This window comes from Superficieibacter sp. 1612_C1 (assembly GCF_015234305.1).
GTDB lineage: Bacteria > Pseudomonadota > Gammaproteobacteria > Enterobacterales > Enterobacteriaceae > Superficieibacter.
In genome coordinates this window covers 921,725-942,807 of the sequence record NZ_JADGMI010000001.1, presented here as the reverse complement: position 1 = coordinate 942,807, position 21,083 = coordinate 921,725, and the positions used below count along the sequence as shown (strand labels likewise).

At 53.0% G+C, this 21,083-nt stretch carries 22 protein-coding genes; 18 read left to right on the top strand and 4 right to left on the bottom strand.

The annotated features are described in order from the left end of the window. Positions 1-26 precede the first annotated feature (26 nt). The 6 genes from INT84_RS04470 to INT84_RS04445 all read left to right on the top strand — a co-directional run bounded on the left by INT84_RS04470 (position 27) and on the right by INT84_RS04445 (position 4,436). A complete protein-coding gene (locus INT84_RS04470) occupies positions 27-851 on the top strand; it encodes a YfdQ family protein (RefSeq protein ID WP_194205784.1) in 825 nt (274 codons plus the stop codon). A 132-nt stretch (positions 852-983) separates the two neighbouring features. Continuing rightward, positions 984-1,520, top strand: a complete 537-nt coding sequence (locus INT84_RS04465) for an HD family hydrolase (protein ID WP_194205783.1) — start codon at positions 984-986, stop codon at positions 1,518-1,520. Then, the gene (locus INT84_RS04460) at positions 1,511-1,960 is read left to right on the top strand and encodes a hypothetical protein (protein WP_194206134.1); all 450 of its coding nucleotides are present in this window, start codon (positions 1,511-1,513) and stop codon (positions 1,958-1,960) included. Before INT84_RS04465 ends, INT84_RS04460 begins: the two co-directional genes overlap by 10 nt. Then, complete coding sequence (locus INT84_RS04455) at positions 1,957-3,030, top strand: DGQHR domain-containing protein (RefSeq protein ID WP_194205782.1); 1,074 nt, start codon at positions 1,957-1,959, stop codon at positions 3,028-3,030. Before INT84_RS04460 ends, INT84_RS04455 begins: the two co-directional genes overlap by 4 nt. Before the next feature lie 52 nt (positions 3,031-3,082). After that, positions 3,083-3,328: an excisionase gene (locus tag INT84_RS04450; RefSeq protein WP_194205781.1), complete on the top strand. Its 246-nt coding sequence runs from the start codon at positions 3,083-3,085 to the stop codon at positions 3,326-3,328. Beyond that, complete coding sequence (locus INT84_RS04445; RefSeq protein WP_194205780.1) at positions 3,309-4,436, top strand: site-specific integrase; 1,128 nt, start codon at positions 3,309-3,311, stop codon at positions 4,434-4,436. The genes INT84_RS04450 and INT84_RS04445 overlap by 20 nt, the downstream gene beginning before the upstream one ends. Positions 4,437-4,555: 119 nt before the next feature. Here INT84_RS04445 and icd read toward each other — a convergent pair whose 3' ends face one another. After that, positions 4,556-5,806 carry an NADP-dependent isocitrate dehydrogenase gene (gene icd, locus INT84_RS04440; protein ID WP_194205779.1) on the bottom strand — a complete coding sequence of 417 codons (1,251 nt, stop codon included), beginning with the start codon at positions 5,804-5,806 and terminating at the stop codon, positions 4,556-4,558. Between the two features lie 116 nt (positions 5,807-5,922). On the opposite strand from icd, the gene rluE reads away from it, so the two are divergent. From rluE to INT84_RS04400, 8 genes are all read left to right on the top strand, one after another. Next, the gene (rluE, locus tag INT84_RS04435; protein WP_194205778.1) at positions 5,923-6,573 is read left to right on the top strand and encodes a 23S rRNA pseudouridine(2457) synthase RluE; all 651 of its coding nucleotides are present in this window, start codon (positions 5,923-5,925) and stop codon (positions 6,571-6,573) included. 12 nt (positions 6,574-6,585) lie between these two features. Further along, entirely contained in the window at positions 6,586-7,062 is a 477-nt protein-coding gene (locus tag INT84_RS04430; RefSeq protein WP_194205777.1) for an NUDIX hydrolase, read from the top strand. A 38-nt stretch (positions 7,063-7,100) separates the two neighbouring features. After that, positions 7,101-8,207: a tRNA 2-thiouridine(34) synthase MnmA gene (gene mnmA / locus INT84_RS04425; RefSeq protein ID WP_194205776.1), complete on the top strand. Its 1,107-nt coding sequence runs from the start codon at positions 7,101-7,103 to the stop codon at positions 8,205-8,207. A gap of 61 nt (positions 8,208-8,268) precedes the next feature. Then, positions 8,269-8,910, top strand: a complete 642-nt coding sequence (hflD, locus tag INT84_RS04420; protein ID WP_176918256.1) for a high frequency lysogenization protein HflD — start codon at positions 8,269-8,271, stop codon at positions 8,908-8,910. Between the two features lie 3 nt (positions 8,911-8,913). Next, the gene (gene purB / locus INT84_RS04415) at positions 8,914-10,284 is read left to right on the top strand and encodes an adenylosuccinate lyase (RefSeq protein ID WP_194205775.1); all 1,371 of its coding nucleotides are present in this window, start codon (positions 8,914-8,916) and stop codon (positions 10,282-10,284) included. 113 nt (positions 10,285-10,397) lie between these two features. Next, the gene (phoP, locus tag INT84_RS04410; protein ID WP_194205774.1) at positions 10,398-11,072 is read left to right on the top strand and encodes a two-component system response regulator PhoP; all 675 of its coding nucleotides are present in this window, start codon (positions 10,398-10,400) and stop codon (positions 11,070-11,072) included. Next, entirely contained in the window at positions 11,069-12,535 is a 1,467-nt protein-coding gene (gene phoQ, locus INT84_RS04405) for a two-component system sensor histidine kinase PhoQ (RefSeq protein WP_194205773.1), read from the top strand. The genes phoP and phoQ overlap by 4 nt, the downstream gene beginning before the upstream one ends. An 87-nt stretch (positions 12,536-12,622) precedes the next feature. Beyond that, a complete protein-coding gene (locus INT84_RS04400) occupies positions 12,623-13,744 on the top strand; it encodes a cupin domain-containing protein (protein ID WP_194205772.1) in 1,122 nt (373 codons plus the stop codon). 253 nt (positions 13,745-13,997) lie between these two features. On the opposite strand, the gene pepT is transcribed toward INT84_RS04400, so the two are convergent. Further along, positions 13,998-15,236: a peptidase T gene (pepT, locus tag INT84_RS04395; RefSeq protein ID WP_194205771.1), complete on the bottom strand. Its 1,239-nt coding sequence runs from the start codon at positions 15,234-15,236 to the stop codon at positions 13,998-14,000. A gap of 254 nt (positions 15,237-15,490) precedes the next feature. Here pepT and potA point away from each other — a divergent pair, with 254 nt between their 5' ends. From potA to potD, 4 genes are read left to right on the top strand one after another with little or no spacing between them, the layout of a single operon-like run. Then, complete coding sequence (gene potA / locus INT84_RS04390) at positions 15,491-16,627, top strand: spermidine/putrescine ABC transporter ATP-binding protein PotA (RefSeq protein ID WP_176918262.1); 1,137 nt, start codon at positions 15,491-15,493, stop codon at positions 16,625-16,627. Beyond that, positions 16,611-17,468, top strand: coding sequence for a spermidine/putrescine ABC transporter permease PotB (potB, locus tag INT84_RS04385; RefSeq protein WP_194205770.1), 858 nt, complete (start codon positions 16,611-16,613; stop codon positions 17,466-17,468). The genes potA and potB overlap by 17 nt, the downstream gene beginning before the upstream one ends. Next, positions 17,465-18,244 (top strand): spermidine/putrescine ABC transporter permease PotC, encoded by a 780-nt coding sequence (potC, locus tag INT84_RS04380; protein ID WP_194205769.1) that lies wholly within the window; start codon positions 17,465-17,467, stop codon positions 18,242-18,244. The genes potB and potC overlap by 4 nt, the downstream gene beginning before the upstream one ends. Position 18,245: 1 nt before the next feature. Further along, positions 18,246-19,292 (top strand): spermidine/putrescine ABC transporter substrate-binding protein PotD, encoded by a 1,047-nt coding sequence (gene potD, locus INT84_RS04375; RefSeq protein ID WP_194205768.1) that lies wholly within the window; start codon positions 18,246-18,248, stop codon positions 19,290-19,292. A 41-nt stretch (positions 19,293-19,333) separates the two neighbouring features. On the opposite strand, the gene cobB is transcribed toward potD, so the two are convergent. Next, positions 19,334-20,152, bottom strand: coding sequence for a Sir2 family NAD+-dependent deacetylase (cobB, locus tag INT84_RS04370; protein WP_176917232.1), 819 nt, complete (start codon positions 20,150-20,152; stop codon positions 19,334-19,336). Between the two features lie 2 nt (positions 20,153-20,154). Then, positions 20,155-21,078 carry an N-acetylglucosamine kinase gene (gene nagK, locus INT84_RS04365; RefSeq protein WP_194205767.1) on the bottom strand — a complete coding sequence of 308 codons (924 nt, stop codon included), beginning with the start codon at positions 21,076-21,078 and terminating at the stop codon, positions 20,155-20,157. Positions 21,079-21,083: the final 5 nt, after the last annotated feature.

The window sequence follows — 21,083 nt, the reverse complement described above, 5'->3', positions numbered from 1 at the left end:
CCCCGATAAAATTAAAAGGAAAAACCATGTCTCATACCGTTGATGCCTGCGCAATCAGTAAAGTGCAGGAATTGGTCCTTTCTCAGTTTCTGGAAGAAAAACTCTCGTCTGTTGACTGTCCGGTGGCGGTCGTCCCGGAAAACGTCAACGTGGAAAGCCTGGAACGCTTTTCCCTTGAGCGTTACCGCTTCCGTGGAAAATTGCAGACTTTCAGTATTGAAGACTTTGCCCGCTACGCTACTGGTTATGCTGCTGCAGGGTCCCGGTGCTTTATCAACGCAGACGAAATGCGCGCGGTGGCCTTATTCAACCTCGGCACGCTGGATAATCCTGGTCACGCTGATAACACGGCTGTGCTGTCCCTGAAAAAAACAGCGCCATTCGCCGCGCTGCTGGGCATTAATGGCGATCGCAACAATCAGAAAGACCTGGCGGAATGGCTTGAGGACTGGGCTGATTATCTTATAGGTTTTGATGCCGGTGGCGCTGTAATTGATGCAAAGAAAGCTTCAGCAGCGGTGCGCAAAATCACCATCGAGTCTAATCAGTCTGCCGACTTCGAAGACAATGACTTCAGTGGTAAGCGCTCATTAATGGAATCCGTGGAAGCGCGAACCAAAGACATTATGCCGGTGGCGTTTGAGTTTAAGTGTGTGCCATTTGAAGGACTGACAGAACGTCCCTTTAAACTCCGCCTGAGCATCATTACCGGCGATCGCCCTGTACTGGTTCTGCGTATTGTGCAGCTGGAAACCCAGCAGGAAGCAATGGCCGCCGAGTTCCGTGATCTGCTGGTAGAGAAATTTAAGGGCAGCGACGTGGAAACGTTTATCGGTACGTTTAACGCTTAATTTCGCTGCTGCAAGTGCCCCTGCGGGGGCATTTATGGAAGCGTAATCCTTTTTATTATCGCCACCCGGCGAGGGATTCGTGCAACCAAAATCAGGCGCGGTGCAGAGCGCCAGCTATATGGAGAAAACACAGTGGGCTTTATTCAGACATTATCCGGAAAGAAATTTGATTACCTCAATTCCACCGCCGACGATATCGTGATCGAGGATATCGCTACGGCGCTTTCGCATACCTGCCGTTTCGGCGGCCACCTGCCGGAGTTCTACAGCGTGGCGCAGCACTCGGTACTGTGCAGCCAGATCGTGCCGCCAGAGTTCGCACTTGAAGCACTTCTGCATGATGGAGAAGAAGCATACTGCTGCGATCTGCCCACACCGCTGAAAGTGCTGGTCCCGGATTACCGGTTCATTGCAGCCCGTATAGACAGGCTGATCCGCCATAAATACAACCTGCCGGAGGAAATCAGCCAGGTAGTGAAATATGCAGACCTGACCATGCTAAAAACCGAACGCCGCGATCTGGATATTGATGACGGTACCGAGTGGCCGATGCTGGCTGGCATTCCAGAATCGGATCTGATCCAGATTATCCCGCTGCGCCCAGGACAGGCGTATGGCCTGTTTATGAACCGCTTCAATGAACTGGAGGAGGCCCGCGCATGCGCCTGACCGTCAAAGAACTGATAGCGCGGGCATACGAGGTTGCGCGCGTTCTCAAGGATGCCGATGCAGCCTTACTGCGCGAGGTGGCAACACGCCTCGATGTGACCTACGTTGCGCTTTCTGAAGCGATGGAAAGGAACCACCAGCTTGAAAGCGAGAACGCTAACATGCTCAGTTTCATTAACACAGATTGCTTCGTAAAGGACGGCGTAGACTTTGACTACGCCTCCACGCGTCAGCCTCTAACACCTGCTACGGAGCGCTTTCTCCCGGGGATCAAGTCTGATGAGGCAGCGCCGCTGATTAGCGCGTTGAAGGTTATAGCAAATTCAGAACAGCACAACGGCGATACAGTTGTCTGTGATTTTGACACGCTGATTTCTGTGGCGGCCAATGCGCTACGAGATTATTACGTACAAAAACTGCGCGACGAGGTGAAGCCATGAGCAAATCAAATATGGAATATTATTTTGAGTTCCCCGCCTCAAGGGGGTTGCAGGGTGGAAACATAATTCTTCTGATGAGTGTACCAGGCCGTACTCTTGCCCGTGTACTGGCATCCGATAATTATGGTCACACACTTGAGCGTTCTCAGCGTGAAATTAACAAATCACGTGTTAAAAAATTCTATGAATATCTGGTGGCTGCTGATGAACGCAAAGAGCCATTCATTGTCCCGCCACTTGTCGGTAACTGCGCTTCACAGGTTGAGTTTGAGGAGTTCGGCAATACTAACGTTGGAGTGGTTCGCTTTCCAATGGACGCCGAAATTAAACTTTTCGATGGGCAGCACCGTGCCGCTGGCATCTCGCAATTTTGCAAAATCTCTGACTCAAACCTCCATGTGCCTTTGATGATGACTCTGCAACTGCCATTGAAGACACGGCAACAGTTTTTCTCAGACATTAACAACAATGTCTCCAAACCGTCTGCGGCAATCAATATGGCTTATAACGGCAGGAACCAGGTTGCCCAGAATATGGTGTCTTTTCTTTCATCTCATGCAGTGTTCTCGGAAATTACTGATTTTGAGCACAACGTAGTACCCGCAAAAAGTGATTTATGGATCAGCTTCAAAGCCCTGAGCGATGCAACTGCAAAATTTTCTACCTCTGGCGCACAACCCTTATCGGAGGGTGATGTATTCGATATATGGGAGGCATGGCTCAACCTGACAGCTATCGAAGGGATAAGGCATGGCGTATCACAAGCCGAATATAAACGGGATTATATCCAGTTCCATGCCGTGATGATCAATGCGTTCGGATTTGCCCTTCAGGAACTCCTTAAGCATCACCCTCTACATGCGGTACTGCTGATGATTGAGGAGTTGGTCGCGAAAGCCACCATGCAGGAGCTGGAAAACTTCTTCCTGATTTCATCCTGGGCGGGTATTTGCGCGAATGCTGAAAAAGATAGGGCTACTGTTATTGCCAGCGTTCCGGCACAAAAAACTGCTGCGCACCGCCTTGTTATGGCGATCAAAGAAGGCACGTTTGATGTCGTCTGCGATTAAAAAGCTTATTGATTAACGCCCGGGTGCAGCCGGGCTAAGTGGAGAACTAAGCATGATTCAGATGTTAACTCTTGAAGAATGGGCCGCAGAAAAGTACCGAAGCAATCCGCCAAGCGTTTCAACGCTTAGACGTTATGCCAAGTACAATATGTTTTCACCGCCAGCGATGAAGCAAGGACGCTTATGGCGCGTAAGAGAGGATGCAGAACTTGTTGGTGAACTTACGGTACCAGTAATCAAGAAATCTGACTCACCTATGCTGCAAAGGATCTTAAACGATGGCTGCCAGACCACGTAAAAATAACGTATCAGTTCCTAACTTATACCCTCTTTATAGCCGGAAAGTGAACAAAGTTTATTGGAGATATAAGCATCCTCTAACAGGCAAATTTCATGCTTTGGGTACAGATGAGGCAGAAGCTGTTGCAATAGCAACAGAAGCAAATGCCCGTCTGGCTGAGCAACGAACGCGGCAAATATTAGCCATCAGCGATAAAATAGCCACCAGCAAGGGCAAAGCAATCACAACTGCCAGCTGGCTTGATCGTTACTGGAAAATACAGGATGAAAGGCTTAAGTCAGATGACATCAAGCAAAACACTTACAAACAAAAAGCAAAACCAGTTTCTCTTCTCAGAGCAAGCGTCGGAATGAAGCTGATATCCTCTGTGGATGTCCGGGACATTGCAAGCATTCTGGATGACTACATTAGTGCTGGTCAGCCGAGAATGGCTCAGGTGATCCGTTCGGTATTGATCGACGTTTTTAAAGAGGCACAACATGCCGGCGAAGTGCCGCCGGGCCATAATCCAGCGCTGGCGACTAAACAGCCTCGTCGGAGAATTTCACGTCAGCGCCTAAGTCTTGAAGAGTGGAAGCGGATTTTTGAGATAGCAGATGGGAGCCATAAGTATTTAGGTAATGCCATGCTCTTGGCTTTGGTAACCGGCCAGCGTTTGGGGGATATTTCAAGGATGAAGTTTAGCGATATCTGGGACGATCACATCCATGTAATCCAGGAGAAAACTGGAAGTAAAATAGCTATTCCACTTTCGCTTCGTCTCAACGCAATTAACTGGAGTTTAAGGGAAGTAATCGCACGCTGTAGAGATTATGCGGTTAGCCCATACCTGATTCACTTTTTCAGGGCCACGTCTCAGGCCGAAAGAGGCGCTCAGGTAAAAGCGAACACATTGACGATGAATTTCAGCAAAGCCAGAGATAAAACGGATATTGACTGGGGTGATGGTTCGCCAGCGACATTTCATGAACAGCGTTCGCTTTCTGAAAGGCTTTATAAAGAGCAAGGTATAGATACTCGCAAATTACTTGGCCACAAGTCTCAACAACAGACAGATCGATATAACGATGATCGCGGCAAAGACTGGACTACCGTTGCAATTTAGTCCATCTGAAAGGAGGGGTTTTGATAACTCATTTTGATAAATTTTTGATAACCGTTCGAAATTGAATAATAAAAAACGGGAGCAATCATGCTCCCGCTTTGGTTTTACACCATCAGAAATTACATATTCTCGATGATCGCGTCGCCAAACTCTGAACATTTCAGCAGCTTAGCGCCTTCCATCAGACGCTCAAAGTCATAGGTCACGGTTTTAGCCGCGATAGCGCCTTCGGTGCCTTTCACGATCAGGTCAGCGGCTTCGAACCATTCCATATGACGGAGCATCATCTCTGCAGACAGAATGATTGAGCCCGGGTTTACTTTGTCCTGACCGGCATATTTCGGTGCCGTACCGTGCGTGGCTTCGAACAGCGCGCATTCGTCACCGATGTTTGCACCCGGCGCAATACCGATACCGCCAACCTGTGCCGCCAGGGCGTCAGAGATGTAGTCACCGTTGAGGTTCATACAGGCGATAACATCATATTCTGCCGGACGCAGCAGGATCTGCTGGAGGAATGCATCGGCAATCACATCTTTAACGATGATATCTTTACCGGTTTTCGGATTTTTGATTTTCAGCCATGGGCCGCCGTCAATCAGTTCACCACCGAATTCGTCACGCGCAAGCTGGTAGCCCCAGTCTTTGAACGCGCCTTCGGTGAACTTCATGATGTTGCCTTTGTGTACCAGGGTAAGGGAATCGCGATCGTTAGTGATAGCGTATTCAATCGCCGCACGCACCAGACGTTTGGTCCCTTCCTCAGAGCACGGTTTGATACCAATGCCGCAATGTTCCGGGAAGCGAATTTTTTTCACGCCCATCTCTTCGCGCAGGAATTTAATGACTTTTTCCGCGTCGGCAGAGTCGGCTTTCCATTCGATCCCGGCGTAGATATCTTCGGAGTTTTCACGGAAGATAACCATATCGGTCAGTTCAGGGTGTTTAACCGGGCTTGGCGTACCCTGGTAGTAACGCACCGGGCGCAGGCAGACATAAAGGTCCAGTTCCTGACGCAGCGCCACGTTCAGAGAGCGAATACCACCGCCGACCGGGGTAGTCAAAGGACCTTTAATGGCCACACGGTATTCACGGATCAGATCAAGTGTTTCAGGGGGCAGCCAGACGTCCTGGCCATAAACGTGGGTCGATTTTTCACCGGTATAAATCTCCATCCAGGAGATCTTACGCTCGCCTTTATAGGCTTTTTCCACGGCGGCATCGACCACTTTCAGCATCGCCGGCGTGACGTCAACACCGATACCATCACCTTCAATGAAGGGGATAATCGGGTTATGCGGAACGTTCAGCTTGCCGTTTTGCAGGGTGATTTTACTACCTTCCGCCGGAACAACTACTTTGCTTTCCATTCACCTCTCCTTCGAGCGCTTCTGGTTGTTACTGATTTTTGTTAATGATTTGTAATAAGCCCATCAATACTACCTGATAGTTTGGTTCCATGAAAGGCATTCATCATTACGCTATAATGCGGCAATTGATAACGTCTGAAAATACTATGCGTAAAACTTCTTATACAAATCACCGCCTTAAGCGATTCAGCTCACAACGAGCCACCAGGAATGAACGTAAAGACCAGCCGCAGCGGGTCATTGTGTTCAATAAACCCTATGATGTGCTGCCGCAGTTCACCGATGAGGCCGGACGCAGCACCTTAAAAGATTTTATCCCGGTCACCGGGGTATATGCCGCCGGGCGTCTGGATCGCGATAGCGAAGGTCTACTGGTCCTGACGAACGACGGTGCACTACAGGCGCGATTAACTCAGCCGGGTAAACGCACCGGTAAAATCTATTATGTTCAGGTTGAGGGAGTACCTTCAGAAGAGGCGCTGGCAGCGTTGCGCCACGGTGTCACGCTCAATGACGGCCCCACCCTGCCCGCGGGCATTGAGGTGGTGGCGGAGCCTGACTGGCTGTGGCCGCGCAATCCGCCGATCCGCGAGCGGAAATCAATTCCCACAAGCTGGCTAAAGGTGACGCTTTATGAAGGCCGTAATCGTCAGGTGCGCCGGATGACGGCCCATGTCGGCTATCCCACGCTGCGCCTGATCCGCTACGCGATGGGTGACTATACGCTGGATAATCTTGCCAGCGGTGAATGGCGAGACGCCAGTTAATAAGGAGAGAGTATGTTTAAACCGCACGTCACCGTCGCCTGCATCGTGCATGCAGAGGACAAATTTCTTGTCGTTGAAGAGACCATTAACGGCAAAGTATTGTGGAACCAGCCCGCAGGCCATCTGGAAGCGGATGAAACGCTGGTGCAGGCAGCAAAGCGCGAGCTGTGGGAGGAGACGGGTATCGTGGCAGAACCGCAGCATTTTATCCGCCTGCATCACTGGATCGCCCCGGATAAAACCCCGTTTCTGCGCTTCCTGTTTGCTATAGAGCTTAACGAAATGTGCCCTACAGAGCCCCACGACAGCGATATCGATCGCTGCCTGTGGGTCAGCGCCGATGAAATCCTCAATGCAGCAAACCTGCGTTCGCCGCTGGTAGCGGAGAGTATTCGCTGCTGGCAAAACGGTCAGAAATACCCGCTGGCGCTAATCGGCGAATTTAACTGGCCGTTTACAGAGGGTGTCAAGTCAGGGGGGGCGTGCTAAAATACGCCGCCTTGAAGTTCAATGTCGTGAGTATTCCTATGTCTGAAAGCCCAAAAAAAGTGATCGTCGGTATGTCCGGCGGTGTCGACTCTTCCGTTTCTGCTTATTTGCTCCTGCAACAGGGCTATAAGGTAGAAGGCCTGTTCATGAAGAACTGGGAAGAAGACGACGGCGAGGAATATTGTACCGCTGCGGCCGATCTGGCCGACGCGCAGGCAGTCTGCGACAAACTCGGCATTGAGCTGCACACCGTTAACTTTGCCGCAGAATACTGGGATAACGTCTTTGAGCATTTCCTCGAAGAGTATAAAGCAGGCCGCACGCCGAACCCGGATATTCTGTGCAACAAAGAAATCAAATTTAAAGCCTTCCTTGAATTTGCCGCCGAAGATCTGGGCGCGGATTATATCGCGACTGGTCATTACGTGCGTCGTGCGGATGTTGACGGTAAAAGTCGCCTGCTGCGCGGGCTGGACGGCAATAAAGATCAGAGCTACTTCCTGTACACCCTCGGCCATGAACAGATCGCTCAGAGCCTGTTCCCGGTCGGCGAACTGGAAAAACCGCAGGTGCGTAAGATTGCAGAAGAGCTGGATCTGATCACCGCGAAGAAAAAAGACTCCACCGGTATCTGCTTTATCGGTGAGCGTAAATTCCGCGAGTTTCTCGGTCGCTATCTGCCCGCCCAGCCGGGTAAAATCCTTACCGTTGATGGCGAAGAAATTGGTCAGCATCAGGGGCTGATGTACCACACCCTCGGCCAGCGTAAAGGGCTGGGGATTGGCGGGACCAAAGAGGGTAGCGAAGATCCGTGGTACGTGGTGGATAAAGACGTTGAGAACAATATTCTCATCGTGGCGCAGGGGCATGACCATCCGCGTCTGATGTCCGTCGGGCTGATCGCCCAGCAACTGCACTGGGTCGACCGTCAGCCGTTCACCGGCACCCTGCGCTGTACGGTGAAAACCCGCTATCGTCAGAGTGATATTGCCTGTACGGTGACGGCGTTGGACAACGATCGCATTGAGGTTCATTTCGATGAGCCGGTCGCGGCCGTCACGCCGGGTCAGTCTGCGGTCTTCTACAGCGGCGAAGTGTGCCTCGGCGGCGGTATTATTGAGCAGCGTCTGCCGCTGCCGCTATAAAAGCGTCTTTGATTATGTTTACCTGCGGATCGTGGATACGCAGGATTAACAAGGAGTGAGTGTGGCGAAGAACTATTATGACATCACCCTGGCGCTGGCAGGGATCTGCCAGTCCGCACGTCTGGTGCAACAACTGGCCCATCAGGGCCACTGCGATAGCGACGCCCTGCATGTTTCGCTGAACAGCATCATCGATCTCAACCCGGACTCAACGCTGGGCGTTTTCGGTGGCAGCGAAGCCAATCTCCGTCTCGGTCTTGAAACGCTACTTGGTGTGCTGAACGCCAGCAGCCGTCAGGGCCTGAACGCTGAACTCACTCGTTATACCCTTAGCCTGATGGTGCTTGAGCGTAAGCTCGCCAAAGCCAAAGGCGCAATGGATACGCTTGGCAACAGCATTTCTGGTTTACAGCGCCAGCTCGACCATTTCGATCTTCAGTCTGAGACCTTACTGAGTGCGATGGCGGGCATTTATGTCGACGTCATTAGCCCGCTCGGGCCACGCATCCAGGTCACTGGCTCCCCTGCCGTGCTGCAAAGCGCGCAGGTGCAGGCCAAGGTTCGCGCCTCACTACTGGCCGGTATTCGTGCAGCTGTACTCTGGCACCAGGTTGGCGGTAGCCGCCTGCAACTCATGTTTTCTCGTCAGCGCCTGCTAACTCAGGCCAAACACATTCTTGCTCATTTAACTCCGGAGTTGTGATCTATGGAATTATCCTCACTGACCGCCGTTTCCCCCGTCGATGGACGCTATGGCGATAAAGTCAGCGCGCTGCGCGGCATTTTCAGCGAATACGGTTTGCTGAAATTCCGCGTTCAGGTCGAGGTACGCTGGCTGCAAAAATTGGCCGCGCACGCAGCGATTAAGGAAGTTCCTTCATTTGCTGCCGACGCAAACGGTTACCTTGATAAAATCGTGGCTGACTTTACTGAAGAAGACGCAGCACGCATCAAAACGATTGAACGCACCACGAATCACGATGTAAAAGCGGTTGAGTATTTCCTCAAAGAAAAAGTCGCCAGCGTGCCCGAGCTGCATGCGGTTTCCGAGTTTATTCACTTCGCCTGTACTTCCGAAGATATCAATAACCTCTCCCACGCGCTGATGCTGAAAACCGCGCGCGATGAGGTGATCCTGCCTTACTGGCGCAAACTGATTGACGCGGTCAAAGATCTTGCCGTGCAGTACCGCGATATTCCCCTGCTCTCCCGCACCCACGGTCAGCCAGCTACACCGTCTACGCTGGGTAAAGAGATGGCTAACGTCGCCTACCGTATGGAGCGTCAATATCGCCAGCTTAGCCAGGTCGAGATCCTCGGCAAAATCAACGGTGCGGTGGGCAACTATAACGCCCATATTGCGGCCTACCCGGAAGTAGACTGGCACCAGTTTAGCGAGGAGTTTGTCACTTCGCTGGGCATTCAGTGGAACCCGTATACCACCCAGATCGAACCGCATGACTATATTGCTGAACTGTTCGACTGCATCGCGCGCTTCAACACTATCCTGATCGATTTTGATCGTGACGTCTGGGGTTACGTGGCGCTCAATCACTTCAAGCAGAAAACCATCGCCGGTGAAATCGGCTCCTCCACCATGCCACACAAAGTGAACCCGATTGACTTCGAAAACTCCGAAGGCAACCTGGGCCTGTCCAACGCAGTATTGCAGCATCTGGCGAGCAAACTGCCGGTCTCCCGCTGGCAGCGCGATCTGACCGACTCCACCGTTCTGCGCAACCTCGGCGTTGGCGTGGGTTACGCGCTGATCGCTTATCAATCTACCCTGAAAGGCGTCAGCAAACTGGAAGTGAACCGCGATCGTCTGCTGGATGAACTGGATCACAACTGGGAAGTACTGGCCGAGCCGATCCAGACCGTGATGCGCCGTTACGGCATTGAAAAACCGTATGAGAAACTGAAAGAGCTGACGCGCGGCAAACGCGTCGATGCGGAAGGTATGAAACAATTTATCGACGGTCTTGCGCTGCCGGAAGAGGAAAAAATCCGCCTGAAAGCCATGACTCCGGCCAATTATATTGGTCGTGCCATCACCATGGTTGACGAACTGAAGTAATGTCCTGCCACGCCCTCTTTCTGCCAGGAGAGAGGGCGTTATTACCAGCTGGTTGAACCACTATTTATCTCTTTGCGCTACACTGTTGCCGATCGTTATGTGAGGAAAGAGTTATGCGCGTACTCGTTGTAGAAGATAACCCCCTGCTGCGTCATCATCTTAAAGTCCAGCTTCAGGAGATGGGCCATCAGGTCGATGCTGCCGAAGATGCCCGCGAGGCGGATTATTACCTCGGTGAGCATGTTCCTGACATTGCGATTGTCGATTTGGGATTGCCGGATGAAGATGGTCTGTCGCTAATCCGCCGCTGGCGCAGCCACGGTGTCTCCCTCCCGCTGCTGGTGCTGACCGCCCGTGAAGGCTGGCAGGATAAGGTCGAAGTCTTAAGCGCGGGCGCGGATGACTACGTCACCAAGCCTTTTCATATCGAAGAAGTGGCCGCCAGGATGCAGGCGCTGTTACGGCGTAATAGCGGGCTGGCCTCGCAGGTGATTTCTCTGCCACCATTCCAGGTCGATCTCTCCCGCCGTGAACTCTCCGTCAGCGACGAAACCATCAAGCTAACCGCTTTTGAATACACGATTATGGAAACGCTGATCCGCAACCACGGTAAAGTGGTCAGCAAAGACGCGCTAATGCTCCAGCTTTATCCGGATGCGGAACTGCGTGAGAGCCATACCATTGATGTGCTGATGGGGCGACTGCGCAAAAAAATTCAGACCCGCTATCCGCATGAGGTTATCACCACCGTGCGCGGCCAGGGCTACCGTTTCGAACTGCCGGCATGAACCGTCTGCTACGGCATTTTTTGCCGCTTTCTCTGCGGATCCGCTTTCTGCTGGCCACGGCGGCCATCGTATTAATTCTGTCTCTGGCCTATGGCATGGTGGCGCTGGTCGGCTATAGCGTGAGTTTTGATAAAACTACCTATCGCCTGCTGCGCGGGGAGAGCAACTTATTTTATACCCTCGCCAGGTGGGAGAATGGCACGCTAAGCATTGACCTGCCGGAAAACCTGGCGCAGCAAAGTCCGTCTATCGCGCTGATTTATGACGATAACGGCAAACTGCTCTGGGCGCAGCGCGACGTTCCCTGGCTTATTCAACGCATCCACCCGGAGTGGCTAAAAACTAACGGATTTCAGGAAATCGAAGCGGACGTGGATTTCAGTAGCAGCCTGCTGCGTGACGGTCGTGACGTGAAAGATAAGCTTGAGGAAATTCGCCGCGAAGCCGATCCTGACGATGAAATGACGCACTCTGTGGCGGTCAATATCTATCCGGCAACCGCCAGAATGCCACGCTTAACCATTGTCATCATCGACACCATCCCAATTGAGCTGAAAAGCTCTTATATGGTCTGGAACTGGTTCTTCTATGTGCTGATTGCCAACTTACTGCTGGTGATCCCGCTGCTCTGGGTCGCGGCATGGTGGAGTTTACGCCCACTGGAGGCGCTGGCGAAAGAGGTCCGCGAACTTGAGGAGCACCACCGCGAGGCGCTAAATCCTGAAACCACGCGCGAGCTTACCCATCTGGTGCGCAACCTCAACCGCTTGCTGAAGACGGAGCGCGAGCGTAACGAAAAATATCGCACCACCCTCACCGATCTCACACACAGTTTGAAAACGCCGCTCGCCGTACTGCAAAGTACGCTGCGATCTTTGCGCAGCGAAAAAATCAGCGTTGCCGAGGCTGAGCCGGTGATGCTGGATCAAATCAGCCGCATCTCACAGCAAATTGGCTATTTTTTGCATCGTGCCAGTATGCGCGGTGGCAATATTATGCTGAGCCGCGAATTGCATCCGGTAGCCTCGCTGCTGGATAATCTGACTTCCGCGATGAATAAAGTTTATCAACGCAAAGGCGTCAGCATTTCGCTGGATATCTCGCCGGAAATCAGTTTCGTCGGCGAAAAAAACGATTTTATGGAAGTCTGTGGCAATGTGCTGGATAACGCCTGTAAATACTGCCTCGAGTTTGTGGAAATCTCCGCTCGCCAGACGGATGACCACCTGCACATTATGATTGAAGATGATGGGCCCGGCATTCCGCAAAGTAAACGCGAACTGGTGTTTGATCGCGGGCAGCGCATTGATACGCTGCGTCCTGGTCAGGGTGTGGGGCTTTCTGTAGCGCGGGAAATCGTCGAACAATACGATGGTAAAATTGTCACCGAAGAGAGTCTGCTCGGCGGCGCGCGAATGGAAATTATCTTTGGCCGACAGCATCCCGGTAATCAAAACGGTTAACTGCCGCGTTTTTCTTTTTTTCTCCTGCATCGTAACTGGCTGGCATCCGTTATAATCGCTTCAGTTACGAGCCTGCGGGAAACTATTATGGACTATCAATTAGCATTAAACTGGCCCGATTTCATTGAACGCTACTGGCAAAAACGCCCGGTGGTGCTGAAACGGGGTTTCGCCAATTTTGTGGATCCTATCTCTCCCGACGAGCTGGCCGGTCTGGCGATGGAAAACGAAGTCGACAGCCGTCTGGTAAGCCATCAGGATGGCAAATGGCAGCTCAGCCACGGTCCTTTTGAAAGCTACGATCATCTGGGCGAAAACGACTGGTCGCTGCTGGTGCAGGCCGTCAATCAGTGGCATGAGCCAACTGCGGCGCTGATGCGTCCTTTCCGTGCCCTCCCTGACTGGCGCGTGGACGATCTGATGATCTCCTTTTCCGTGCCGGGCGGCGGCGTGGGTCCGCATCTCGATCAGTATGATGTGTTTATTATTCAGGGTACCGGACGCCGCCGCTGGCGTGTCGGCGAGAAAGTGCCAATGAAGCAGCACTGCCCGCATCCTGACCTGCTTCAGGTCGATCCATTCGAAGCGATTATCGATGAGGAGCTGGAGCCCGGCGATATTCTGTATATTCCGCCAGGATTCCCGCATGAGGGTTACTCGCTGGAAAACTCGATGAATTACTCAGTGGGGTTCCATGCGCCAAACGCGCGGGAGCTGATCAGCGGGTTTGCCGATTATGTTCTGCAACGCGAACTGGGCAGTTTCCGCTACAGCGATCCGGAGATCCCGTCACGCGACCATCCGGCAGATATTCTGCCGCAAGAGCTGGATAAACTGCGCGGCATGATGCTGGATCTGATTAATCAGACGGAGCATTTCAGCCAGTGGTTTGGCGAGTTTATCACCCAGGCGCGTCACGAGCTGGATATTGCCCCGCCGGAACCGCCTTATCAGCCGGATGAAATTTACGATGCGCTGAAGCAGGGAGATAAACTGGTACGCCAGGGCGGCCTGCGCGTGCTGCGTATTGGCGACGAGGTGTTTGCCAACGGTGAGAAAATCGACTCCCCTCACCGTCCGGCGCTCGAAGCCCTCTCCAGCCATATCGTGCTGAGCGGCGAGCATTTTGGCGACGCGCTGGAAGATCCCTCTTTCCTCGCGATGCTGGCCGCGCTGGTCAATAGCGGATACTGGTTCTTCGAGGATTAAGGTTAACCTCTTTCCTTAAACATGCCGGGCGGCGCAGGCTTGCCCGGCCTACAACGTCCATACACCGTCCAGCCTCGACGTAGGCCTGATAAGCACAGCGCCATCAGGCATTTAACCCAACGCCAGCCCCACGTAGGCCTGATAAGCGCAGCGCCATCAGGCATTCAACCCAACGCCAGCCCCACGTAGGCCTGATAAGCGCAGCGCCATCAGACATTCAACCCACCGGCCTCAACACTGGCCGACAAACCTGTCAGGCAACGTTAGCGTTGTGCTTTGTCGTTAATTCCGCAATACGCACAATCACCTGTACCGCCTTTTCCATTCCTTCGAGCGATACAAACTCGTGTTTGCCGTGATAGTTATAGCCGCCGGTAAACAGATTCGGGCACGGTAATCCCATAAAGGACAGCTGGGAGCCATCGGTGCCGCCGCGAATGGGTTTCATGTCCGGTTCGATATGGCAGTCAAGCATAGCCTGTTTCGCGATTTCAATGATATGCGGATGTTCGGCCACCTTTTCATGCATATTGTAATAACTGTCTTCAATGATCAGTTCAATGTAGCAATCCGGATGCAGCCCCTTGCCGACTTTTTTGGCGATTTCCATCATCTTGCGCTTGCGGGCTTCAAACTGCTTACGGTCAAAGTCGCGCACGATGTAGTGCATTTCAGCACGATCAACGGTGCCTTTAATGCTGGTGAGGTGATAGAACCCCTCGTAACCTTCGGTGCGCTCAGGGCTTTCTTCGGCAGGCACTTCTGCGTGAATACGTGAAGCCAGCGACAGCGCATTGACCATTACGCCTTTCGCCGTCCCCGGATGCACGTTATTCCCGACGATTTTGATGGTCACTGACGCGGCGTTGAAGTTTTCGAATTCCAGTTCACCCACGCCGCCGCCGTCAACGGTATAGGCCCACTGCGCGCCAAACTGTTCAACGTCAAAATGTTTCGCGCCTTTGCCGACCTCTTCATCCGGCGTAAAGGCCACGCGGATATCGCCGTGTGGAATATTTTTGCCCTTCAGCACCGCCAGCGCGGTCATGATCTCAGCCACCCCCGCTTTGTCATCCGCGCCGAGCAGCGTTTTACCGTCGGTAGTAATCAGCGTCTGGCCCAGCATCTGATGCAGCACCGGGAACATCACTGGCGACAATACTTCGTCACCAATGCCTAACGCGATATCTCCACCGCGATAACCTTCGATGATCTGCGGATTGACATTTTTGCCGCTAAAATCTGGCGACGTGTCAACGTGGGAGATAAATCCGATTGCCGGGATATTGCCATCAACATTGGCAGGCAGCGTGCCCATCACGGTGCCTTTATCGCTAAGGGTAACGTTAACCAGCCCCATCTCCTCAAGCTGGGCTTTGAGCAAATGCAACAGCTTCCATTGTCCTTCGGTACTCGGCACCTGACGCACGCCAGGCTTCGATTGCGTATCCAGAGAAACGTACTGTAAAAAACGCTCAAGTAATTTTTCCATGCGGTCACCCTCACTTTTTGTGACAACATTATCAATAAGCACGAAAACACAAATATTGCGTCAGGTCACTTTTAGGCTGGCAAACGAGAATATTTTTCGTTACGCCAGCCTTTGTAATAAAGGTAGCGTACCATTACGTATCAAGGATTGGCGATTTCAATGGTTTGCCGTAGAATGCCAGCCCTTAATCATGTGCAGAACCCAAAGGTGGTTAATCACAAACCCCGTATCGGTCAGCTTCCCGATGCGTCTACATGGGACAGAGTCATAAATTGAATACACAACCGCGTTCGCTTTCACCACTGGTGCAACTGGCGGGAATTAATAAAAGTTTTGACGGTAAGAAGGTTATCGCAGATTTTAACCTGACCATCAACAACGGTGAATTCCTCACGCTGCTTGGCCCCTCTGGCTGCGGTAAAACAACCGTTCTTCGCCTGATTGCCGGGCTGGAAAATGTCGATACCGGCCGCATTCGTCTGGAAGATCTGGATATTACCGATGTTCCGGCAGAAAACCGTCACGTCAATACCGTCTTTCAAAGCTACGCGCTTTTCCCGCATATGACCGTTTTTGAAAATGTGGCGTTTGGCCTGCGGATGCAAAAAACGCCTGCCGCTGAAATCACACCGCGCGTCACCGAAGCGCTGCATATGGTGCAACTCGAAGAATTTGCCCAGCGCAAACCGCATCAGCTCTCCGGCGGGCAGCAGCAGCGCGTCGCCATCGCTCGCGCGGTGGTCAACAAACCTCGCCTGCTGTTACTGGATGAATCGCTTTCCGCGCTGGATTACAAGCTGCGAAAGCAGATGCAGAATGAACTCAAAGCGCTTCAGCGTAAGCTCGGCATCACCTTTGTCTTTGTCACCCACGATCAGGAGGAAGCCCTGACCATGTCTGACCGCATCGTGGTGATGCGCGACGGGCGCATTGAGCAGGACGGCACGCCGCGCGAGATCTACGAAGAACCGAAAAACCTGTTTGTCGCCAGTTTCATTGGCGAAATTAATATATTCAGCGCCACGGTAATCGAGCGTCTCGACGAACGCCGCGTACGCGCCAGCGTCGAAGGCCGGGAATGTAACATTGACGTCAACTTTGCCGTCGAAAAAGGCCAGAATCTGAACGTCCTGCTGCGTCCGGAAGATCTGCGCGTTGAAGAGATCAATGACGGCAGCGAGGCCGAAGGGCTGGTGGGTTACGTGCGCGAGCGTAACTACAAAGGCATGACCCTGGAGTCGGTGGTCGAGCTGGAAAATGGCAAGATGGTGCTGGTCAGCGAGTTCTTTAACGAAGACGATCCGGATTTCGATCACTCGCTGAATCAGAAAATGGCAATTAACTGGGTAGAGAGCTGGGAGGTTGTACTGGCTGATGAAGAACACAAGTAAATTCCAGAATGTGGTGATCGCCACTATCGTTGGTTGGCTTGTGTTATTTGTCTTTCTGCCCAACCTGATGATCATCGGCACCAGCTTCCTGACCCGCGACGACGCCAATTTCGTCAAGCTGGTCTTTACGCTGGATAACTATGCCCGGCTGGTGGACCCGCTCTATTTCCAGGTGCTGCTGCACTCGTTGAATATGGCGCTGATCGCTACCGTTGCCTGCCTGGCGCTGGGCTATCCGTTTGCCTGGTTCCTGGCGAGGCTGCCGCAAAAGGTGCGTCCGCTACTACTCTTTTTGCTGATTGTTCCTTTCTGGACCAATTCGCTGATCCGCATCTATGGCCTGAAGATTTTTCTCAGCACCAAAGGCTATCTGAACGAATTTTTGCTGTGGCTGGGCGTCATTGAAACCCCCATCCGCATTATGTTTACCCCCAGCGCGGTGATCATCGGCCTGGTGTACATCCTGCTGCCGTTTATGGTGATGCCGCTGTACTCCAGTATTGAGAAGCTGGATAAACCGTTGCTGGAAGCAGCGAAAGATCTGGGCGCTAACAAGATGCAAACCTTCGTACGCATCATTCTGCCGCTGACCATGCCGGGCATTATTGCTGGTTGTCTGCTGGTGATGCTGCCAGCGATGGGGCTGTTTTACGTTTCAGACCTGATGGGCGGCGCGAAAAACCTGCTGATTGGCAACGTCATTAAGAGTCAGTTCCTCAATATTCGCGACTGGCCGTTCGGTTCAGCCACCAGCATTACCCTGACGGTGGTGATGGGACTGATGCTGCTGGTTTACTGGCGTGCCTCACGCCTGCTGAATAAAAAGGTGGAACTGGAATGATCGGCCGACTGCTGCGCGGCGGTTTTATGACCGCCATCTATGCTTATTTATATATTCCGATCATTATTCTGATCGTGAACTCCTTTAACAGTTCGCGCTTCGGCATTAACTGGCAGGGTTTTACCACCAAATGGTATAGCCTGTTGGTGAATAATGACAGCCTGTTACAGGCGGCACAGCATTCGCTGACCATGGCGGTATTTTCGGCAACCCTGGCGACGCTGATTGGCTCATTGACCGCCGTTGCGCTCTATCGCTACCGTTTTCGCGGCAAACCCTTCGTCAGCGGGATGCTGTTTGTCGTGATGATGTCGCCGGATATTGTGATGGCGATTTCCCTGCTGGTGCTGTTTATGATGCTGGGGATCGAACTGGGATTCTGGTCGCTGCTCTTTTCGCATATCACCTTCTGTCTGCCCTTCGTGGTGGTCACGGTCTATTCGCGCCTGAAAGGGTTTGACGTGCGGATGCTGGAAGCGGCGAAAGATCTGGGTGCCAGCGAGATGACGATCTTGCGTAAAATCATTCTGCCGCTGGCGATGCCCGCCGTAGCGGCCGGCTGGCTGCTCAGCTTTACCCTGTCGATGGATGACGTGGTGGTGTCGTCGTTTGTGACCGGTCCGGCCTATGAAATTCTGCCGCTGAAAATTTATTCGATGGTCAAAGTTGGCGTGTCACCTGAAGTGAACGCGCTGGCGACGATTTTACTGGTTTTGTCGCTGGTTATGGTGATTGCCAGCCAGCTTATTGCACGTGATAAAACAAGGGGACGTTAAGATGATTAAATGGTCACGCCACCTGCTGGCCGCGGGCGCACTGGCCTTCGGTATGAGCGCCGCCCATGCCGACGACGGCAAAACGCTCTATTTCTACAACTGGACTGAGTATGTGCCGCCGGGCCTGCTGGAGCAGTTCACCAAAGAGACGGGGATCAAGGTTATCTATTCGACCTACGAGTCGAATGAAACCATGTACGCCAAGCTGAAGACCTATAAAGACGGCGCGTACGATCTGGTGGTCCCGTCCACCTATTTCGTCGATAAAATGCGCAAAGAAGGGATGATCCAGAAGATCGACAAATCCCAGCTGACCAACTTTAAAAATCTCGATCCGGAAGTGCTGAATAAGCCTTTCGATCCCAATAATGACTACTCCATTCCCTACATCTGGGGCGCAACCGCGATTGGTATTAACAGCGATGAAATCGATCCGAAAAGCGTCACCAGCTGGGCTGACCTGTGGAAACCGCAGTATAAAAGCAGTCTGCTGCTGACTGACGACGCGCGCGAAGTCTTCCAGATCGCCCTGCGCAAGCTTGGTTATTCCGGCAATACCACCGATCCCAAAGAGATCGAAGCGGCCTATAAAGAGCTGCAAAAGCTGATGCCGAACGTTGCGGCATTCAACTCGGATAACCCGGCCAACCCGTATATGGAAGGCGAAGTGAACCTGGGGATGGTCTGGAATGGTTCGGCCTATGTCGCCCGTCAGGCGGGTACGCCGTTGCAGGTAGTCTGGCCGAAAGAAGGCGGTATTTTCTGGATGGACAGCCTCGCCATTCCGGCTAACGCAAAAAATAAAGAAGGCGCGCTGAAGCTGATTAACTTCCTGCTGCGCCCGGACGTGGCGAAAGAGGTTGCGGAAACTATCGGTTACCCGACGCCTAACCTCGCCGCACGCAAGCTGCTGAGTCCGGAAGTCTCGAACGATAAGTCGCTCTATCCTGACGCTGAGACCATCAGCAAAGGCGAGTGGCAGAACGATGTCGGCGACGCCAGCGCGATTTATGAGCAGTATTATCAGAAGCTGAAAGCGGGACGCTAACAGCAGACAGGCGGAGCAGGCTGCTCCGCCTGGAAAGTGCCTTACAAACCTTTCAGCATTTTCTCCACAAACTCCGGCACCACTTCACTCGCCAGACCGTAATGCTTCTCTTCAAATTCACTACCAACCTGGCTGGGTTCGAGATTCAGCTCCACCGTATGTGCGCCGTGCAAGCGGGCCTCATGGACAAAGCCTGCCGCTGGATAAACATGCCCGGAGGTGCCGATGGCGATAAAGACATCCGCCATTGCCAGCGCGCTGTAGATTTCATCCATGCCAAGCGGCATTTCACCGAACCATACCACGTGCGGGCGCAGCGGTGCAGGAAACTGGCAGCAGTGGCATTTATCCTCTGGCGTGACGTCACCGGTCCACTCCAGCACCTGCCCACTCCACGAGCAGCGGACTTTCAGCAGTTCGCCGTGCATATGCACGATATGTTTATTACCCGCGCGCTCATGCAGATTATCGATATTCTGCGTGACCAGCAGAAAGCGATCGCCGAGCGCCTCTTCAAGCTTAGCCAGCGCATGATGCGCGGCGTTAGGGACAATTTCAGCCTGCTGGAGCTGCCGACGCCGGGCGTTGTAAAACGCCTGCACCAGCGCCGGGTCACGGGCGAAACCTTCCGGCGTCGCCACGTCTTCGACCCGATGCTCTTCCCATAAGCCATCCGCCGCACGGAAGGTGCGGATCCCCGACTCGGCTGAAATTCCGGCACCGGTCAGAACCACGACTCTTGGTTTATCCATCTCTTCTGGCACCCTGTCTCTGAAGAAAATGCGCTGACGCAGACGCTCGCGCAGTCGGCGTTTGTTACGGCGAAAACGACTTAATCGATGTAGGCGGCGCGACTGCATAATTACCTCTGGGGCGTATCAGTAAGGTGAAGGAACGCCGCGCCGCGCATTCCTCCTGCATCACCGTGCCGCGCGCGCTCAATGCGCGGTACGCTGGCAACCGGTAACAGATGGCGCGGTAAACGCGCCGCGAGTCCTTCAGCTATAGCACTAAAGTTAGACAATCCACCGCCGATCACCACTAAATCAGGATCGATAATCGTCAGGATATTACCAAGGCACACCGCCAGCAGGTCGAGATAACGCTCTACGTGCTGACGCGCTTTCTCGTCGCCCTGTTGCCAGAGGTGCACAATCTCCTCGCCGCTGAGCGGCTGGTGGTAATAATGCTGATAAAGCCAGGCAAAGCCACGACCGGAAAGATAATTTTCAATGCAGCCAATCTGACCGCAACCGCAGCGCCGTAGTGGGAAGTCTAAGCCCATCAGGGTAAATGCATCGACCGGGAGGCGAATATGACCAAACTCACCGGTGATATAGCTGCGCCCGGTGATGGGCTTGCCGTTGATGACCAGACCACCGCCGACGCCGGTCCCGAGGATCAGACCCATCACCAGCGGATACTGGATAAACTCTTCGTCCCAGGCTTCGGAAAGCGCAAAGCAGTTAGCGTCGTTATCCAGACGCACATCGCGGTCCAGTAAACGACTGAGATCGGCGCGCAGCGGTTTGCCGCTGGCGGCGGGGACGTTAGCGGCATACAGCGTGCCGTCATCGGTTTCCGGCATACCGGGGATACCAATACCGACCGTGCCTTTACAGGCGAAACGGGCGTCGGCCTCGGCAACCAGTCCGGTTACTGCCTGTAAAAAGGATTCATAACTGTCTCGTGGGGTGGCGATGCGCTTTTCCCATTGCATATGTCGCTCGGTATCAAATACCCCCAGCGCAATCTTGCTGCCACCAATATCAAATCCGTAATACATCGCCA

Coding starts and splice junctions, on each gene's coding strand:
- INT84_RS04470 (WP_194205784.1), top strand. CDS start 27: ATGTCTCATACCGTTGATGCCTGCGCAATCAGTAAAGTGCAGGAATTG.
- INT84_RS04460 (WP_194206134.1), top strand. CDS start 1,511: ATGCGCCTGACCGTCAAAGAACTGATAGCGCGGGCATACGAGGTTGCG.
- INT84_RS04455 (WP_194205782.1), top strand. CDS start 1,957: ATGAGCAAATCAAATATGGAATATTATTTTGAGTTCCCCGCCTCAAGG.
- INT84_RS04450 (WP_194205781.1), top strand. CDS start 3,083: ATGATTCAGATGTTAACTCTTGAAGAATGGGCCGCAGAAAAGTACCGA.
- INT84_RS04445 (WP_194205780.1), top strand. CDS start 3,309: ATGGCTGCCAGACCACGTAAAAATAACGTATCAGTTCCTAACTTATAC.
- icd (WP_194205779.1), bottom strand. CDS start 5,806: ATGGAAAGCAAAGTAGTTGTTCCGGCGGAAGGTAGTAAAATCACCCTG.
- rluE (WP_194205778.1), top strand. CDS start 5,923: ATGCGGCAATTGATAACGTCTGAAAATACTATGCGTAAAACTTCTTAT.
- INT84_RS04430 (WP_194205777.1), top strand. CDS start 6,586: ATGTTTAAACCGCACGTCACCGTCGCCTGCATCGTGCATGCAGAGGAC.
- mnmA (WP_194205776.1), top strand. CDS start 7,101: ATGTCTGAAAGCCCAAAAAAAGTGATCGTCGGTATGTCCGGCGGTGTC.
- purB (WP_194205775.1), top strand. CDS start 8,914: ATGGAATTATCCTCACTGACCGCCGTTTCCCCCGTCGATGGACGCTAT.
- phoP (WP_194205774.1), top strand. CDS start 10,398: ATGCGCGTACTCGTTGTAGAAGATAACCCCCTGCTGCGTCATCATCTT.
- phoQ (WP_194205773.1), top strand. CDS start 11,069: ATGAACCGTCTGCTACGGCATTTTTTGCCGCTTTCTCTGCGGATCCGC.
- INT84_RS04400 (WP_194205772.1), top strand. CDS start 12,623: ATGGACTATCAATTAGCATTAAACTGGCCCGATTTCATTGAACGCTAC.
- pepT (WP_194205771.1), bottom strand. CDS start 15,236: ATGGAAAAATTACTTGAGCGTTTTTTACAGTACGTTTCTCTGGATACG.
- potA (WP_176918262.1), top strand. CDS start 15,491: ATGGGACAGAGTCATAAATTGAATACACAACCGCGTTCGCTTTCACCA.
- potB (WP_194205770.1), top strand. CDS start 16,611: ATGAAGAACACAAGTAAATTCCAGAATGTGGTGATCGCCACTATCGTT.
- potC (WP_194205769.1), top strand. CDS start 17,465: ATGATCGGCCGACTGCTGCGCGGCGGTTTTATGACCGCCATCTATGCT.
- potD (WP_194205768.1), top strand. CDS start 18,246: ATGATTAAATGGTCACGCCACCTGCTGGCCGCGGGCGCACTGGCCTTC.
- cobB (WP_176917232.1), bottom strand. CDS start 20,152: ATGCAGTCGCGCCGCCTACATCGATTAAGTCGTTTTCGCCGTAACAAA.
- nagK (WP_194205767.1), bottom strand. CDS start 21,078: ATGTATTACGGATTTGATATTGGTGGCAGCAAGATTGCGCTGGGGGTA.